15 protein-coding genes and 1 pseudogene are annotated in these 15,647 nt (G+C 45.2%); 7 read left to right on the top strand and 9 right to left on the bottom strand.

Going from position 1 to position 15,647, the window contains the following annotated elements:
- The 3 genes from BACINT_RS20195 (at position 1) to BACINT_RS20185 (ending at position 3,703) form a co-directional block, all read left to right on the top strand.
- Entirely contained in the window at positions 1 to 2,388 is a 2,388-nt protein-coding gene (locus BACINT_RS20195; protein ID WP_229107047.1) for a DUF4906 domain-containing protein, read from the top strand.
- Between the two features lie 137 nt (positions 2,389 to 2,525).
- Positions 2,526 to 2,996 carry a GAF domain-containing protein gene (locus BACINT_RS20190; protein WP_044155133.1) on the top strand — a complete coding sequence of 157 codons (471 nt, stop codon included), beginning with the start codon at positions 2,526 to 2,528 and terminating at the stop codon, positions 2,994 to 2,996.
- Positions 2,997 to 3,046: 50 nt separating this feature from the next.
- Complete coding sequence (locus tag BACINT_RS20185; RefSeq protein WP_007666638.1) at positions 3,047 to 3,703, top strand: DUF3256 family protein; 657 nt, start codon at positions 3,047 to 3,049, stop codon at positions 3,701 to 3,703.
- 63 nt (positions 3,704 to 3,766) lie between these two features.
- Here BACINT_RS20185 and BACINT_RS20180 read toward each other — a convergent pair whose 3' ends face one another.
- Complete coding sequence (locus BACINT_RS20180; RefSeq protein ID WP_007666636.1) at positions 3,767 to 4,657, bottom strand: YitT family protein; 891 nt, start codon at positions 4,655 to 4,657, stop codon at positions 3,767 to 3,769.
- 202 nt (positions 4,658 to 4,859) lie between these two features.
- Between BACINT_RS20180 and BACINT_RS20175 the strand changes: the two are divergent.
- The 3 genes and pseudogenes from BACINT_RS20175 (at position 4,860) to BACINT_RS20165 (ending at position 6,030) form a co-directional block, all read left to right on the top strand.
- Positions 4,860 to 5,254: pseudogene (locus BACINT_RS20175) on the top strand (DUF6268 family outer membrane beta-barrel protein).
- A gap of 63 nt (positions 5,255 to 5,317) precedes the next feature.
- Positions 5,318 to 5,626 carry a nucleotidyltransferase domain-containing protein gene (locus BACINT_RS20170; protein WP_007666625.1) on the top strand — a complete coding sequence of 103 codons (309 nt, stop codon included), beginning with the start codon at positions 5,318 to 5,320 and terminating at the stop codon, positions 5,624 to 5,626.
- Positions 5,623 to 6,030 carry a HEPN domain-containing protein gene (locus BACINT_RS20165; RefSeq protein ID WP_007666624.1) on the top strand — a complete coding sequence of 136 codons (408 nt, stop codon included), beginning with the start codon at positions 5,623 to 5,625 and terminating at the stop codon, positions 6,028 to 6,030. The genes BACINT_RS20170 and BACINT_RS20165 overlap by 4 nt, the downstream gene beginning before the upstream one ends.
- Positions 6,031 to 6,063: 33 nt before the next feature.
- Here the strand turns inward: BACINT_RS20165 and BACINT_RS20160 are convergent, their stop codons facing one another.
- From BACINT_RS20160 to uxuA, 8 genes are all read right to left on the bottom strand, one after another.
- The gene (locus BACINT_RS20160) at positions 6,064 to 7,170 is read right to left on the bottom strand and encodes an AAA family ATPase (protein WP_007666615.1); all 1,107 of its coding nucleotides are present in this window, start codon (positions 7,168 to 7,170) and stop codon (positions 6,064 to 6,066) included.
- 1 nt (position 7,171) lies between these two features.
- Entirely contained in the window at positions 7,172 to 7,873 is a 702-nt protein-coding gene (locus BACINT_RS20155; protein ID WP_044155132.1) for an RNA ligase family protein, read from the bottom strand.
- A gap of 65 nt (positions 7,874 to 7,938) precedes the next feature.
- A complete protein-coding gene (locus BACINT_RS20150; protein ID WP_021967879.1) occupies positions 7,939 to 9,336 on the bottom strand; it encodes an RtcB family protein in 1,398 nt (465 codons plus the stop codon).
- Between the two features lie 465 nt (positions 9,337 to 9,801).
- The gene (locus BACINT_RS24275) at positions 9,802 to 10,056 is read right to left on the bottom strand and encodes a hypothetical protein (protein ID WP_147400712.1); all 255 of its coding nucleotides are present in this window, start codon (positions 10,054 to 10,056) and stop codon (positions 9,802 to 9,804) included.
- 16 nt (positions 10,057 to 10,072) lie between these two features.
- Positions 10,073 to 10,291, bottom strand: coding sequence for a hypothetical protein (locus BACINT_RS20145; RefSeq protein ID WP_021967880.1), 219 nt, complete (start codon positions 10,289 to 10,291; stop codon positions 10,073 to 10,075).
- A gap of 584 nt (positions 10,292 to 10,875) precedes the next feature.
- Positions 10,876 to 12,189: a Gfo/Idh/MocA family protein gene (locus BACINT_RS20140; protein WP_007666603.1), complete on the bottom strand. Its 1,314-nt coding sequence runs from the start codon at positions 12,187 to 12,189 to the stop codon at positions 10,876 to 10,878.
- 122 nt (positions 12,190 to 12,311) lie between these two features.
- Entirely contained in the window at positions 12,312 to 13,127 is an 816-nt protein-coding gene (locus tag BACINT_RS20135) for an SDR family oxidoreductase (RefSeq protein WP_007215389.1), read from the bottom strand.
- A 25-nt stretch (positions 13,128 to 13,152) separates the two neighbouring features.
- Positions 13,153 to 14,325 carry a mannonate dehydratase gene (uxuA, locus tag BACINT_RS20130; protein ID WP_007666602.1) on the bottom strand — a complete coding sequence of 391 codons (1,173 nt, stop codon included), beginning with the start codon at positions 14,323 to 14,325 and terminating at the stop codon, positions 13,153 to 13,155.
- A 70-nt stretch (positions 14,326 to 14,395) separates the two neighbouring features.
- On the opposite strand from uxuA, the gene BACINT_RS20125 reads away from it, so the two are divergent.
- Positions 14,396 to 15,367, top strand: a complete 972-nt coding sequence (locus BACINT_RS20125; protein WP_007666595.1) for an AraC family transcriptional regulator — start codon at positions 14,396 to 14,398, stop codon at positions 15,365 to 15,367.
- Positions 15,368 to 15,647 lie beyond the last annotated feature (280 nt).

The raw sequence follows: 15,647 nt of genomic DNA, 5'->3' as shown, positions 1-15,647 counted from the left end.
ATGAAACACTACTTCTTATTATTCATACTTCTGTTGGTAATTATCACAATAGAGGGTTGTACGGAAGAACTGCATCCGGAGACAAATGGAACAAACAGTCCAGTCCTTAATGAGGGAGAACTGACGAAAGCCGTATTGGATTTGTCGGTCAATACATTTGCCGTTGAAGCACAAGCAGAGACAAGGGCATCTATACCGAGCAATATACCTGAGAATGAGACTTCGGAAGAAAAAGAGGTACACAATATTTGGGTGTTTCAGTATGATGCAGTTACGAAAGAACTGCTGATAAAGCCGCGTTACTATACTATCACTGACCAGATAATGTTGCAAGATTTGCCTGTATATCTGAAAGCCGGAATTCCGTCCTTCGTATATGTTGTAACCAATACGGGGTATGACAACTGGGTTAACGATGACACGGATACTTCATGGCAGAAGTTTAAGAATTTGGAGCAACTGAAGAAGCAAACCTTACCTACCGCTTTCCCATTACGTTCAATAGATAAGGTGTCGATACCAATGGTCGGAGCAAGTGAGGAGGTGGAAGTAACAACAGGCATTACGGTTACAGTACCGGTTACGCGTATGTATGCCAAACTTAAAGTAAAGGTAGAGATGCTGAAGGCAGAGATGAAGCTGAACAATGTCAACGTAAGGCAAATTCCGAATATTTGCCGGATAGAAACCTTTGCCGGCGATGGAAATGGAGAGCCGATGAATGCGGTTCCATTTCCTGATGGAACGACATTCAGTTCCATAGCCTTTGCTGCTTCGGACTTGGAAAAGAGTGAAGATAAAGAATGGGCTGTTTTTTATGTTCCAGAGAATCTGCAAGGGGAAATAGAAAATCAGGGTGGAAACAAGTCTGATGCAGCTCCCACTAATGCACTTGTGGTAGATGTAACCGCCGAAATAGGTGGTGAAAAATATCTCTATGCCGCTTATCCCGGAGGAAACTCACTCAATAATTTTAATATACAACGTAATCAGGTTTATCGCATGACGTTGACTATTACAGGAGAGAAAGGCCAAAATAATCCATCGTCCAACTGCTTTGTAGTAAAACCAAACGGTTTTCTGTCTTTCGAGCCCTACTACCGTGTAGAGACAGGAGGCGGGTATAATTTTGCAGACTATTTAAGTCCTCATGACGAGAATCTGAAAATAGCCAGTGTCGGCATTATCTGGCAGACCAAAGACTGCATTGGTGATAATACAAATGGAACATTGGTGCAACTCGGTGAGAATACAGGCGACATTCATCAGAAAATCTATGTTAGAACGCAAAAGAAAGGTAATGCCTTGATCGGTGCTTACAATAGCAAGGGAGACGTTCTGTGGTCTTGGCACATCTGGGTTACAGACCACGAGCCGGATAATCTCGGCAGGGCTGTTACTTATTACACATACGACTGGGATAATAATGGTATCTATCCTGAGAAGCCGCGTATTCAGGGTTATGCCGTCATGTCATGTAACCTCGGTGCATTGGCCGAGAATCAGAAAGGTATAGGAACTGGTCTCCATCGGTATCCGGATGAAATGACGCAGGCTTTCGGCATGTTGTATCAATGGGGACGAAAAGATCCGTTCCCTCCTTTACGCAATGTTGTAAGCGAACATCATGATTATAATGACGAACATACAGATCTGCATTATGACAACTCCAACCAGATTGAAGTACATAAGACATCTGGCACAGATGAAAACAAGCTGTTCCATTCGGTAATTGGGAGTACCCTGACCGGAGCTGTCAGACACGCCATCGCCAATCCCACGGTTTTTATCACTGGAACGAACGATGTTAACCGAAATGAAAGTTACGTACAACAAAAGAGCAATTATTTCAATAATGGAGACTGGTGTCCAATAGGAGAAAGCGATAACAAACTTTGGGGTGGACTGGAGCCGGCTTCCGAGGGAATGAAGGCTTATACGATTAACCAAACTAATAATGTACATATATACGATAACTACGGAACGGAAAAATCTATTTTCGACCCTTGTCCTACAGGCTGGAGGGTTGCCTCGGGTGAATTGTGGTTCGAGTTTACAAATACGGGGCTCAATCCCGGATCTATGAGTGGTATCAATTATGATGATAAATTTTCGGATGGATATGGAATGAATATGTATATGCAGAAGTGGAAAGACGGTCCGACTTCTTATTTCCCGACACAGGGAACACGTGTAGGTGATGGAGGAGGTTTTCGTACAAACAGTTGTGGGAACTATCATAATGCAACCACGGACACGGATAACCGAGTGAACATTTTGCATATCCATAAGGATGCCGGTCTGTTCCATATATTCGAATACCAATTCTATTTTTATTATGTAAAGTCGGTGGCAGGACCGATCCGATGCGTGCGAGACTCGAAATAAAACTGTGTGCTTTTTCTATTCTGTTCTCAGTCTCATTTTTATTTTCTATCTTTGTCCTAAATAAATATGTGATTTGAAGGTGGTACGGAAGATGAGCCGGAAGCTAAGAATTGATGAGCGTATTTAGGAGTATAATTATGGCAGAAGATTTATGCATCAGCAACGGCAGCAAGGCTGAAAAGTATCAGACCTTGCTGCCCCAGATAAAGAGCCTGATTGAAGGTGAAAATGACCTTATAGCCAATCTGGCTAATGTTTCGGCTGCACTGAAAGAAACTTTCGGCTTCTTTTGGGTGGGATTCTATCTGGTGAAAGGAGAAGAACTGGTATTGGGGCCTTTTCAAGGACCGATAGCTTGCACACGTATCCGAAAAGGACGGGGTGTTTGCGGCACGGCATGGGCTAAGGCGGAGATGTTGGTAGTGCCCGATGTCGATGCATTTCCCGGTCATATAGCTTGCAGCTCGTTGTCGCGCTCGGAGATTGTTGTTCCGTTGATTCGTGAGAATGGCGAGGTGTGGGGCGTGCTCGATATAGATAGTGAAAGCCTGAATACCTTTGATGAAACAGATGCACGTTTTCTTGGAGAGATATGTTCCTGGCTCTGAAGAGTGCGTTGAGGTAATAAAATGCAAAATAAGAATAACAGAAAAATAATATGATGAAGAAATTGACAATGTTCTTGTGTTTGGCTTGTGTCTGGATGTGTTCTCTGCAGGCCCAGGAAGCTAAAACCTTTTTCAAAAATATGCCCGATAGCCTTAGCCCGTTGCTTACTGCCGTGAACCGTGCTGACTTTATCGACTTCCTTGAAAGTAAGATGAAAGCGGAAGTAACGAACCGTTTTGGTGGTAAATCGGAAATGACGGAGCTTGCTTCCGACTACATCCGTATCCAGATGACACCGCAAAGTTCCTGGCAGATGAAACTGCTGGCTACGAGCGACAGTACGAAAGTAATCTGTATTGTATCTACGGCTTGTGCCCCAGCCTGTGATAGTGATGTCCATTTCTATACCACCGATTGGGAAGAATTGCCTTCTTCTTCTTTCCTTACTCCTCCTGTAATGAAGGATTTCCTGTCATTACCCGATACGGTGATGGATTATGAAGTGAGAGATGCCGGCGAAAAGGCAGATATGTTGCTGGTGAAAGCTGATCTTTCCGCAAAGGACAATACACTGACCTTTACTTTTACAACTACCGACTATATGGATAAAGAAGCGGCAGAGAAACTGAAGCCGTATCTCCGCCGCCCTGTAGTGTATGTTTGGAAAGAAGGTAGTTACGAGCTACAAGCTACAAGTAACGAGTAGCTGCGCACTGCTACTATTCCGAAAGGGACTTGTTGCTCGTAGCTCGTAGCTCGTAACTCGTAGCTACTTCACCTTTATTCTGTCGAACCCTTCTCCGTATACTCCGATTACCGCACTTTGTGATACAAATGCGTTTGGATCTATATCCTTTATCAAGCGGAATATAATCGTTGATTCGCGCTTTTTGGCAAGTACGAACAACATCTTCTGTTCCTTACCGCTATAAAATCCGGAAGCATTGATGACGGTGGCGCCCCGGTGTGGATATACATTGATGTGCCGGGCTATTTCATCGTATTTCTCACTGATGATAAAGAACTGTACGGATTGCCGGGCACTGTTCACTACTTGATCCAGAACAAAACTGCAAATGTACAAGGTTACATAACCGTAAACTACCTTTTCCCAATCCTTCAATACAAAGTAACTGGAAGAAATGATAATCAGGTCACAAATCAGCATTACACGCCCCAGCGTGATGTCACGGTATTTGTTGATGATAGCGGCAATGATATCTGTTCCACCTGTACTACCGTTGGAAGAAAAAGCGATGCCTATGCCGCCTCCGCAGAGGGATGCACCGATGACACACGCCATGAAAGGCTGGTCGTGCAGCAACACCACTCCTTCTGCCAGTTTCTGTATCACGGACAGGAAAAATGTTAGTGTGAACACGGCAAATACGGTTTTGATACTGAACTTCCATCCCAAAATACGGATAGAGAGCAACAGTAGGACTAAGTTGATGCTGAAATACGTATATTGCACAGGGAAGCCTGTGGCAAAATAAACAATAGAAGCAATACCCGGTACTCCTCCGGTGGTGATGTCATTGGGCAACAGAAATACTGTCCAGCCTATACCATAAAGAATTAATCCAAGGGCGATCATTACATAATCTCTCGTTTCCCGGAGAAGGCTTTGCTTTGACGGGACATTTACAATCTTCTTCATCTGACTTTATACGCAAGTATGGGTTATAACTAATTTAACAAGCTTTCTCATGATAAATGTGTTTTGGCCGTAAATCGGCGCAAAGATAAATCTAATTTTTTGAATACTTGTTCAAAAGGTTATTGTTCGTGAGGGGTGGACTTAAAATTTATTTGCTGATTAAATTTGTGTAGGCTATTCGCATTTACGTTTCCGGAACGTATTGGGAAGTGCGGGATTGGTCTTTGTCAGGCGTATATTCCCTAATCTGGAACTGGGTGCGGGTTTGGCATTGAACAATGCTTTCGGTTATCCTATGGCGCTTCCTGCATTATATCGTTCAGCATCAGTTTCATTACGGAAATGGGTGGGCAGATGGCTTTGACAGAGTTGAATGTTGCTGATAAGATTTTTACGCACCAGTACATTGTGGTAGGGTTCCGTCCTGAATTCAAGGTTTCCAAGCACATTTCTTTGCCTGTTATGGTGGGGATAAATGCGGTACGCAATGCTTATTATGATGGCAGAAGCTTGTCAGCGTTCTTTAAGGCGATGGGGAGGGAATATGATCCTTGTTTCCAGATAGCGCCGTATTTCTCGGTAAGTATTGTATTGTAGTAAGTTGTATTTCCGAAAACATTGTTATCTTTGTCGTGTAATAAGAGAATAGGAGATTAAGTTATGAAACGACCTGATATTGTTCGCCGGATTGCAGAAGTAGTGCATCGCATTGCTCCTGATGCAAAGACCATTCTCTATGGGTCCGAAGCTCGGGGAGATGCACAGGTAGATTCGGATATAGACTTACTTATATTGCTGGATGGTGATCATTTGGCACCTGAACGTGAATTGGAGATTACCCGTCATTTGTATGAAGTGGAAGTGGAGACCGGGGTGATTATCAGTCCGATGGTAGTATTGCGTCGTGTATGGGAAAGAATCACGACCCCATTCAGCATCAATGTAATGAAGGAAGGGATCGTGTTATGAAAGAAAAACTTGATTCCGAAAGTCGTGCCGCCATTGTGAATTATCGTTTGGAACGTGCTTACGAAACCCTGAAAGAAGCTGATTATAACACTGCAGGCGGTTATTATAATGCAGCCGTTAACCGTCTTTATTATGCCTGCTATTATGCTGCTTCTGCATTGCTGTTAGGCAGTAAGATAGAAGCCAATACACATAATGGCGTGAAGACACAACTTTCTATGCATTTTGTTCGCACCGGGCATTTGAGCTTAGATCATGGCGCAACCTTTAGTCTTCTATTTGAAAAACGTCAGGCAAGTGATTATAGTGACTTTGCATATTGTGATCTTGCTTTGGTAAATACACTTCGTCCACGGGCTGAGGCCTTTATTAATGCAATGGAACAATTGATAAACAAAGAGTGATGTATCTAAACTATCAGTAGCTAATACCTACTATCAGGCAGAATACACCACTTCATGTGCCTCCCCCAACTGCGGAATTTCCAGCTTCCCGAGCATTGCATCCAGTACCGCCTCCGGAACCATAAATTCCCGTTCACGATTTTGCTTCCTCCATACCTCATACGGCTTTTCGATATAGACAATCTTCACTCTGGCTCCATAAGTAATGAATAAATCAATCAGTTGCGAGCGCATTTGTTTTGAAGTATTGGTCGCATTCCATACAAAGCCCTGCTGTTTACGCAGATAATTGCGAGCCTCTTCTTTCGCTTCCTGTACTACCCTGCCATTGGCAACCTTATCCGTAGGGCTAACTTTATGCTTTCGCCGGATGTCATCGAGGCTTATCACAGGAATATTCTGTGGCAATGTACGGATATAATGATCTTTCCCCATTCCCGGCAAACCGGATAATAAGATAACTTCACACCGGAAATTATCATGCGGAATGTAATCTATATACCCATCCTCCGCTTGAAAGTACTGAAAGCGGGCATGACCCGTTGCAAAGCTTCGTGCCTTTCCCCAGCAATCCTGTTCACGGCAAAGCATCTCGAATAACTCGGAAGCTTCCATCAATGCAGGCTTATCTTTGCAGATACGTCCCTGAATATCCGCCACAGCAAGCATTTTCAGTAAACGTGTATCCACTCTGAGAGATGCTTCGCACAGCTTCTTCACAGGATTCTCCCGCTCCATAATCCAAACCGGCAAACCATGATAACGCACCAGCGCAGCAATGTTCTCCCGGATATGAAACGGAGTAGGAATATCCCTGTAAAGAATTGTGCGTGCTGTATATTCCCCACGCCTGGCATGTCCCTTGGAAGTGATAATACCGTTTCCTTCATCTACAGAAGTAGAACGTTTCTCCACATCATGAAGTAAAGCTGCCGTCCACAATATTTCCTGTTCCTGTGCGGGCAAAGCCCGATATTCCGGCTGTTGCTGCAATGCCTCCAGTACCATGCGGGTATGCACGGCCACACTACCTTCTTCGTGATGCAAATGGTGCTGCATCACGAAGTTCATATCTTGTACCCACCGGAACTGTTGTTCCAGTGAGTCCCAATTTTTATTATCTGTCAGTTTCCAATTCATTTTATTCCTCCTTTCTTATTTCCCAGATGAGGCGGGCACGCTTCCAATTGCGTGTCCAGTGCTCATCGGTCTTCACATGCCCCTTGCGTACGTACTTGAATACGTTGCGGGCAAATTCACTTACAGGATATTCACCTATATTACGGGTGACTACCCCTTCGCGAGTACAATCTGCGCCTGTTTGTGGATCGCGTGTTCCGAACACACCCGGTTCTTGTGCCAGACTAACGACTTGTTGCTGCAATGCTTCCCGCGTCAATCCTTCTACTGTTTCCACTCGTAATTCGGGCACCGTAGGCAAGTCGAACAGAGCGGCATAGAATTTCACTTCCTCCCACGACAGCCACTGATCCAGACAACGCACGGCAAACACATAAAAGTGTGTTTCCAGTTTGCGATACTCTATCGAATGTATGGCATACAGGTTTTCACCAAATATCTCGATGTCCCCCAAGTCGTTTTTCATGAGTTCCCAACGCTCGCGCAGTTCCCTGGTCCACGGTGAGGTGGTAGGTGCTGCATGCGAGCGGGCAAATACACCGTGGCGGTTCAGACAATTATTTTCTCCGTCCAGCTTTTCGGTGTGTATCAGGGTTTCTATCTGTTGAATGTCTTCCCAATACGTATGGTTGATGCGGTCGTCACTGGTCGTTCCGGGAGAAAACGGATAATGATACGTGCGACCATATTTTTCTGATAACATAAGTTGATCCTTTCTTTTTAAATCATTCATCTACTTTAAATCAGTGGTTCCTGAATACTAGCCTCTTACTCTTTATTCATCCTTACGATGCGTGGCATGAATTTGCCCTGCACTTCTACCAATGTCTCCTGGGGTTGCATCATCCGGTCGATGTTCTTGTAGGCTAACGGTATCTCTTCGATGCTGCCCCCAATCAGTGTGACCCCGGCCTGCGAGAGAAATTTCTTCATGGCCGACTGGGTGAAACTCTCCTTTGCCTTCTGGCGTGACATGGCCCGTCCAGCACCGTGCGAAGCGGAACATAACGACTCTTCCACACCCCGGCCTGCTACCAGGTAACCGGGAGTTGCCATACTTCCGGGGATAAGTCCCGGTTGTCCTGCCTGTGCAGGAGTGGCTCCTTTGCGATGCACGATGGCGGTGCGTCCGGGTGCAATCTCCTCTTTCCAGGCGAAGTTGTGGTGATTGTTCACGTTCGCCATTGGCTTCAGGCCCAGAGCTTTAGATAGGTTTAGGTGGATTTGTTCGTGGCAGGCACGGGCGTAGTCGCCCGCTAGGTTCATGCTCATCCAGTATTCCTGTCCTTCTTCCGAGTCCAGGCCGAGCCAGGCAAAATGTTGCGCTTCACGCGGCAGTTTGCAGACTTCACGGGCTATCCGGCTATAATGCATGGCGATAGCCGCTCCCAGTCCGCGCGAACCAGAATGTGACAGCAATGCCATATAATTGCCTTCGGGCAGTCCCAACACATTTTCTCCTTGCAGAAAAAGCTCTCCGAACTCCACGAAATGATTCCCACCACCGGAGCTGCCCAACTGGCGGATGGCCTTTCCGTGCAAGTCCCTCAGAAGAGGTGTTAAACGGAATTCTTCCCGTTCTGTCACTTCATGCTCCTGTGCAAAGGTCAGACCACCCTCCATGCCGAAGTGGGTGTAGTCTTTCAGTGCCTCTTTTATCTGATGCGAGTATCTTTTCAGATAATCCGCTTTGGCATCGAACACCGTCAGACTCATCCGACAACCGATGTCCACCCCTACGGCATAGGGGATGACGGCATTGTCCGTGGCGAGTACACCACCGATGGGCAGACCGTATCCGGCGTGTGCATCGGGCATCAGTGCCCCGGCTATGCTGACGGGGAGCCTCATGGCCAAGTTCATCTGCTGTTTGGCGAGGGTTTCTATGAACTTGCCGCCATAGGTTTTATAGGGCAACGGCTCGTCGAGCAAGTCGTATGCTGTGAACTTCTTTTCGATGAGCGTGGGGGACAGGTGTTCGGCCAGTTTGCCCCATGTCTCATTCTCTTTATAAGTATCGGGGTTTTCCAGCACGTCGCTCAGTGTCTTGATAATCTGTTCTTTGCTTTGGTGCTTGCAATGTTTGCCAACGATGGCTACTACCAGACTGCGTGCTACATTGTCTCTATATCCCAGCTTACTTAAATCTTTTAATCGTATTCCCATATTTTCTTTTTCATGTGTATGCATACGGCATGGGCTGCCCGCCTCAAAGCGGGGCAGTGCAATATGCGTTTTGTACCCAATGCATGAGGGATGATGATAGATACAACGCTATCTGTCCACTGCATTGAAGTGAATAATAATAAAATTATAAATGTGATTGTAGGACTAATCAAGAAAATTGCAAAGCCCCATCATCCCGATGAGTCAACTTAGTCCTGGCTGAGATATTATAGTTCTAACATAAATTAGTCCCTTTCTTTCAGTTTTAAAGGGGTGAATACTGTGTTTAACGGCGGCAAAAGTAATGCATCTTTTTAAAGTATGCAAGGAAAAGGAACGTTTTTTTGCAGATGTAAACAGTTAGAGTATCTTCTTACAGCATCAATCCTTGGAGTCTGTATGGCATAGTCCGGACTGAACAGCTCAAAGATATTCTAAAGGATGGGTAAGCTTTGAAAGATAAAATTAGCGATGATCGTCTTTTAAGCCATACTCATCCCACCATTCCCTGTATTCGTGAGATAGGGGAGTAGTGGGTATTTCTTTATACTGTTGTATTTGTTTTTGAAGTGAATTTATCACTATGTATTTTTCTTCCAACGTAACACGAAGGATCGCAAGTACCAGAATCAATGTCATGTATATGCAGAAAGCGGCAATGTGTATAAAGAGGAAGAAATTTCGTTTTCTTCTGTTGCAGGGGGGTGATGAGTATTTCATAGTATTTGAAATTGAATTATAATATGTAGTTTATGTAATAGTTCTTCATTGTGCATGAGTAATGCTGATGCTCTAAATGAATAAATCTGCAATAGAATGCCAGATAGATAGGACTGGACTGATGCTTGCCGAGTATTAAATTACCGACAAACTGTATTTTGTCTCTTACTTCTTTGAGGCATGTTGAACTGAGGGTTTCAAGCACTTCACGATCCTGCGTTTTTATAATATACATGGCAGATGTTTTTCCTTGTTGTATAAGCAAGATTATTTTGTACCATCGGGAGTTTTGTCTCGTGAGTACTTTGTAGTATTTGATAATGGGTGTTTGCATATGTAACGCGCCTAAAACAGTCTATCCTACTGCTGAGGTCTGCAACAACCCGAGGTGAAGAATAAACTGAATAGACGCGTATATCGTAAGTTTCAAGAACATACGAATGCCTATTCAGTTTAGTTCACCTCTATAGAGTTGCAGTTCCAGCAGCGACTAAACTAAATTCTAAAAAATGTACTCCGTCGTGAAGTACATTGCAAATATAAGCGAAAAAGATTAATAATGCGAGTTTATAGTTGAATTAATATAGGCAGAGTACCAATTACTCCAAATGGTAACTTTATTAACATGCTGGGGTAACTTTATTAACCCCACATGGTAACTCTATTTACATACCGAGGTAAAGGTCGTTACATGCCGAGGTAAAGGTCGTTACATACCGATGTAAAGGTCGTTACAATATGATGTAAAGGCCGTTACATCCTGCGGTAAATGCTTTTACATTAAGAGAAAAATGATTGGTAAATGCAATGCTATGGTTATTAGAGTGTTATCTGTTTTTCTTCCTGTCTTGAAACGCTGGGAAAAGTCTTCCATGCGCCTCGCGTGAAGTCGGGTATTTCTACCGGGCGACTGCCATTCAGTACCGATTGCTCACTAAGCTCAGTGATGCACGACCATTCGGCGGCATCGTAAACGTCCATATCCAGAGGAAGTCCGTGGTGCAGGCAGTAGATGAGGCGGTAATCCATGATATAGTTCATCTCGTTTGGGGCACCTTTGAGGGCGCCTTCTTTGCCGATGGTAGCCGTAAAAGGATGTTGATAGCGTTGCAAGAGTTCTTCGGTGGTTACGCTGGCTACCTCTCCGGCGGCTGTACCGAGCCCCCCTTCGCTATGCGCATCTTCCAGACTGATTGTGGCTACCGGGTATTTCTGTGCAAATCCTTGCGTGCCGCAGATGGTATGCGAACGGCTGTAAGGACGCGGATGAACGGTGCAGTATTGTAACTGGATGGTTTTTCCCTTGACGGTATGGATGAGGGTGGTGTTCATATCTCCCAACAGGTAAGCCTGTTGTGCTTCGGGGGATTCTTTGCCGAAAGTGCGACGGGCATATTCCGTCATTCCTGCCTGGTGGGTGGACATGGATACAAGGTAATTCAAACGGTCGCCCCGGTGGATATTCAGGATCTGGCATACGGGACCTAAACCGTGAGTGGGATAGGGGTTTCCGGTGTGTTCCATGCAGTAAGCTTTGTTCCAGTGGTTATGGAAACCGCCTTGGTTTTCATCGCTGAAGTACATGGAGCGCAGGTCGTGTATATAAGCACCTTCCACGTGCATGATTTCACCGAACAGACCTTGTCTTGCCATATTCAGCGTGGTCAGGGCAAAGGCATCATAGCAACAATTTTCCAGCATGATGCAGTGGCGGCGGGTGCGTTCAGCGGTGTCTACCAGTTGCCAGCACTCGGCTACGGTCATGGCGGCGGGCACTTCGATGGCGACATGCTTGCCTTGCTTCATGGCGTAGGTGGCCATAGGGGTATGCGTCAGCCAGTCCGTACATATAATGATGAGGTCGATATCAGGGTTGCAACACATCTGTTGCCAGCCGTTTTCTTCGGTATAACCGGTTGCGGCGGGATGTCCGTCTTTTGTCAGTAGAGCTTGTCCTTTTGCCAGGTTTCCGGGGCGTATCTCACACAAAGCTTTGATCTCTACGTGCTCTATGAGCATATAACGCTCCAGTGTGAGTAATCCGCGATTGCCTAAGCCTATGAGCCCGATGCGTACAACGGGAATAGGAGGATGAGCCAAGCCCAGGACATGGGTAGAAGGTTTGTTTTTCATTGAAATAGTGTATAGGTTAAATTGAAATTGCTACAAAGATATTTATTCTCAATAAAAAAAGCTGCCTCTTAGAAGCAGCTTTTTGGGATAAAATTGAAAATGCTTTTGAATAGCAAGGATAATTATACTCCGCTGAATGCACTAAATCCGCCATCTATCGGCAGCAATGCACCCGTCACGAAACTTGCCGCATCGCTGCACAGGAATTGTACGGCGCCGTTCAGTTCGTTGATATCTCCAAAGCGTTTCATCGGAGTTTTGGCTAAAACTTTCTTGCTGCGGTCTGTCAGCGAACCGTCAGGATTGATAAGCACGGCACGGTTCTGGTCACCGATGAAGAAACCCGGAGCGATAGCATTCACACGGATGCCGTCTCCGTACTTCAGTGCGAGTTCGCTTGCCAGCCACTGAGTGAAGTTGGCAACGGCTGTCTTGGCTGCCGAGTAACCCGGAACGCGGGTGATAGCGCTGTAAGCAGCCATGGAAGATACATTTACGATACACCCCTTACCTTGCTTGGCCATCACTTTGCTGAATACCATAGAAGGATAAACGGTTCCGTTCATGTTCAGATTAGTCACTTTTTCCCAGCAGGTAACGTCCATGTCGAAGAAGTTCTGGTCGGGAGCCAGCGTAGCACCCGGCATATTGCCACCGGCAATGTTGAGCAGGATGTCGATACGTCCCCATTTGGCAACGATGTCATCAGCCAATTTTTCAAGGCTGGCGATGTCCAATACATTACCTACGATGCCGATCACATCTTCACCGTAAGCTTTCAGTTCTTCTACACGTTTGTCCAGTTGTTCCTGACGGATGTCAACGGCTACTACTTTGGCGCCTTGCTCCATGAAACATTTGGCAATGCTGCCACCCAATACACCACCTGCACCGGTGATAACGGCTACTTTACCTGCAATACTGAATTGTTCGTTCATAATCTCCTTATTTAATTATTAGTTTTTAATTGTTTATTTCGTCTTGCACCACTGCCATCATTCCTTCTACCTGTGCCAATGCCAGCATACGGCCGTGGAATGAATATCCGGGGTTATATCCCTTGTCTTCGTCACCCAGCATCATCCGTCCGTGGTCTACGCGCATAGGCAGTTCCGGGTTTTCTTTCTCAAAGATACGGATGAGGTCAATCAGATGTCCGCGTCCGGTCAGGTGCGAGCTTTCTATAAAGTTGCCTCCGGGCATGGCAGCCGTGCTGCGCAGGTGGACAAAGTGAGTACGTTTGGCGAATTTCTTTGCCAGTTCACGGGTATCGTTATGCTCGCCTGCACTGAGGGAACCGGCACAGAAGGTCAGTCCGTTGTGCGGGTTATCCACTGCATTCAGGAACCAGGCGATGTCTGCTTCGTTGGTGACAATACGCGGTAAACCTAACACTTGGAACGGAGGATCATCGGGATGCACGCACATATTCACACCATATTCTTCGCAGACAGGCATGATGGCGGCGAGAAAATAACGCATGTTCTCGCGCAGCATATCACGGTCGATGCCTTTATAGAGGGCCAACAGCTTCTTGAAGATGTTCACCGGATTCTTATCTCCTTCTTTGATATTTCCGTTGACGAAACCTTGCGTCTTTACGATGATCGTGTCGATGAGATCATCCTTTTCTGCTTCGGTAATGGTCTTGTCCAGTTCTGCAACCTTTGCCAGTTCTTCGGCGGAATAGTCCTTTTCGGCTCCTTCGCGTCCGAGGATTCGAAGGTCGAAGTAAGCGAAGCGAACACGGTCGAAATAGAGTGACGAAGTACCGTCTGCCCAAGGATGTTGCAAATCCGTGCGTATCCAGTCAATAACGGGCATAAAGTTATAGCATACGGTTTTCACACCGCACTTGCCCAGGTTTGCTAGGCTGACTTTATAGTTTTCTATTAACTGCTCACGTTCCGGTCCGGCATACTTGATCGCCTCACAAACAGGCAGGCTTTCTACTACAGACCAGCGCAGGCCGTAAGACTCGATATAGGTCTTCAGATCGTTGATTGCCTCTTCGGTCCATATTTCACCATTGGGCACATCGTGCAAGGCAGTCACAATTCCTTCCACGCCTATCTGTCGCAACATGTCGAGCGTGATCTTGTCTTTCTTACCAAACCATCTCCAGGTTTTTTCCATAACATTTATATATTAATAGTTTAACTGATTATTGACTGCAAATATACGTGCAAAAATAATGCTGCGATAAATGGATATTTGCAGAATATATGCGGATTTTTGCATGTATGCGGTAGCATTTCTATTGTCTTTTCCTATCTTTGTGTGTGAATTAAGCTTTGCAGAATATATGCGCCGACCGATTATAAATGAAAAGTTGCCTATATCGGAGTCGAATCCGATCAAGGCGCGGCATTACGATTATGATCGTTTCACTTATCCGTGGCATTTCCACAGTCAGTATGAAATCATTTATGTAAAGGAGAGTCATGGTCTGTGTTTTGTAGGCGACTGCATTGAGAAGTTCTCTGCGGGTGATGTGATTCTGTTCGGCACTAATTTGCCCCATTACATGCGGAGCAATGATATTTATGGTTCGGAGAATGCCACTTCACGCGTGCAAGGGACTATCATTCAGTTTGAGCAGAACTTTATGCAGTATTCCTTTGATTATTATCCTCAGTTTCTGCAAATAAAAATGCTGTTGGAGGAATCGAAGAGAGGCATCATCTTTCCGAAACAGGATGCAACCCGGGTAGGGGAGTTACTCTCCGGCTTTCTTTTATTAAGTGGTTTTCATCAGATAAGCGGGTTGCTGGATTTGTTGCAGGAGTTGGCGGTCAGTCCGCAAAGAAAGACGCTGGCAAGTCTGCATTATTACGAAAAGTTTCCTACGCTGGGGAACAAGCGGATTGATAAAATCATTTCCTTTATAAACAATAACTACACCCGTAACCTTAAATTGAATGAAATTGCCGGAATGGCGAGCATGAACTCCAGCGCCTTCTGTCGTTATTTCAAGGAGAATACAGGGAAGACGCTTTTGCAGTATGTGATGGAAATGCGTGTGGGATATGCTTGTAAGTTGTTAGCATTGGGAGAGATGGATATTTCGCAGATAGCTGTGGAATGTGGCTTCGATTCGATCACTCATTTCAATCGCACGTTTAAGCAGTTGGTTAATCTGACGCCGACGCAGTATAGGAGTAATATTATGAAATAAGAGGGAATGTTTTTGAAATAATTCTGTTCACAATGAAACATTCTTTATTGTGATTTGCTTCAAATTAAAAATAATATTTACTGATTCTGGCAGATAATCGTTGCCTTTTGTTAATAGCAAATTTATGTATTATTAACGGGAATACTGCCAAGATGAGTGTCATGACTCGAATGTCTTGTGATTGTGAATTTCTGATATCTTTTGCCTGTGGTTAGCGAGGCAAATGCCACACTTTATTCTCCTCTATGCCACATCTTAGTTCGTTGAATGCCACATGCTT

The organism is Bacteroides intestinalis DSM 17393, assembly GCF_000172175.1.
Taxonomy (GTDB): domain Bacteria; phylum Bacteroidota; class Bacteroidia; order Bacteroidales; family Bacteroidaceae; genus Bacteroides; species Bacteroides intestinalis.
The sequence above is the reverse complement of the archived record's forward strand: the minus strand, read 5'-3'. Positions and strand labels throughout refer to the sequence as shown.

Excerpts from the sequence above, each read along its gene's own strand:
- BACINT_RS20150 (WP_021967879.1), bottom strand. The coding sequence starts at position 9,336 with ATGGGAATACGATTAAAAGATTTAAGTAAGCTGGGATATAGAGACAAT.
- BACINT_RS20160 (WP_007666615.1), bottom strand. The coding sequence starts at position 7,170 with ATGAATTGGAAACTGACAGATAATAAAAATTGGGACTCACTGGAACAA.
- BACINT_RS20170 (WP_007666625.1), top strand. The coding sequence starts at position 5,318 with ATGAAACGACCTGATATTGTTCGCCGGATTGCAGAAGTAGTGCATCGC.
- BACINT_RS20155 (WP_044155132.1), bottom strand. The coding sequence starts at position 7,873 with ATGTTATCAGAAAAATATGGTCGCACGTATCATTATCCGTTTTCTCCC.
- BACINT_RS20180 (WP_007666636.1), bottom strand. The coding sequence starts at position 4,657 with ATGAAGAAGATTGTAAATGTCCCGTCAAAGCAAAGCCTTCTCCGGGAA.
- BACINT_RS24275 (WP_147400712.1), bottom strand. The coding sequence starts at position 10,056 with ATGAAATACTCATCACCCCCCTGCAACAGAAGAAAACGAAATTTCTTC.
- uxuA (WP_007666602.1), bottom strand. The coding sequence starts at position 14,325 with ATGGAAAAAACCTGGAGATGGTTTGGTAAGAAAGACAAGATCACGCTC.
- BACINT_RS20145 (WP_021967880.1), bottom strand. The coding sequence starts at position 10,291 with ATGTATATTATAAAAACGCAGGATCGTGAAGTGCTTGAAACCCTCAGT.
- BACINT_RS20140 (WP_007666603.1), bottom strand. The coding sequence starts at position 12,189 with ATGAAAAACAAACCTTCTACCCATGTCCTGGGCTTGGCTCATCCTCCT.
- BACINT_RS20165 (WP_007666624.1), top strand. The coding sequence starts at position 5,623 with ATGAAAGAAAAACTTGATTCCGAAAGTCGTGCCGCCATTGTGAATTAT.
- BACINT_RS20135 (WP_007215389.1), bottom strand. The coding sequence starts at position 13,127 with ATGAACGAACAATTCAGTATTGCAGGTAAAGTAGCCGTTATCACCGGT.
- BACINT_RS20190 (WP_044155133.1), top strand. The coding sequence starts at position 2,526 with ATGGCAGAAGATTTATGCATCAGCAACGGCAGCAAGGCTGAAAAGTAT.
- BACINT_RS20125 (WP_007666595.1), top strand. The coding sequence starts at position 14,396 with ATGGATATTTGCAGAATATATGCGGATTTTTGCATGTATGCGGTAGCA.
- BACINT_RS20185 (WP_007666638.1), top strand. The coding sequence starts at position 3,047 with ATGATGAAGAAATTGACAATGTTCTTGTGTTTGGCTTGTGTCTGGATG.
- BACINT_RS20195 (WP_229107047.1), top strand. The coding sequence starts at position 1 with ATGAAACACTACTTCTTATTATTCATACTTCTGTTGGTAATTATCACA.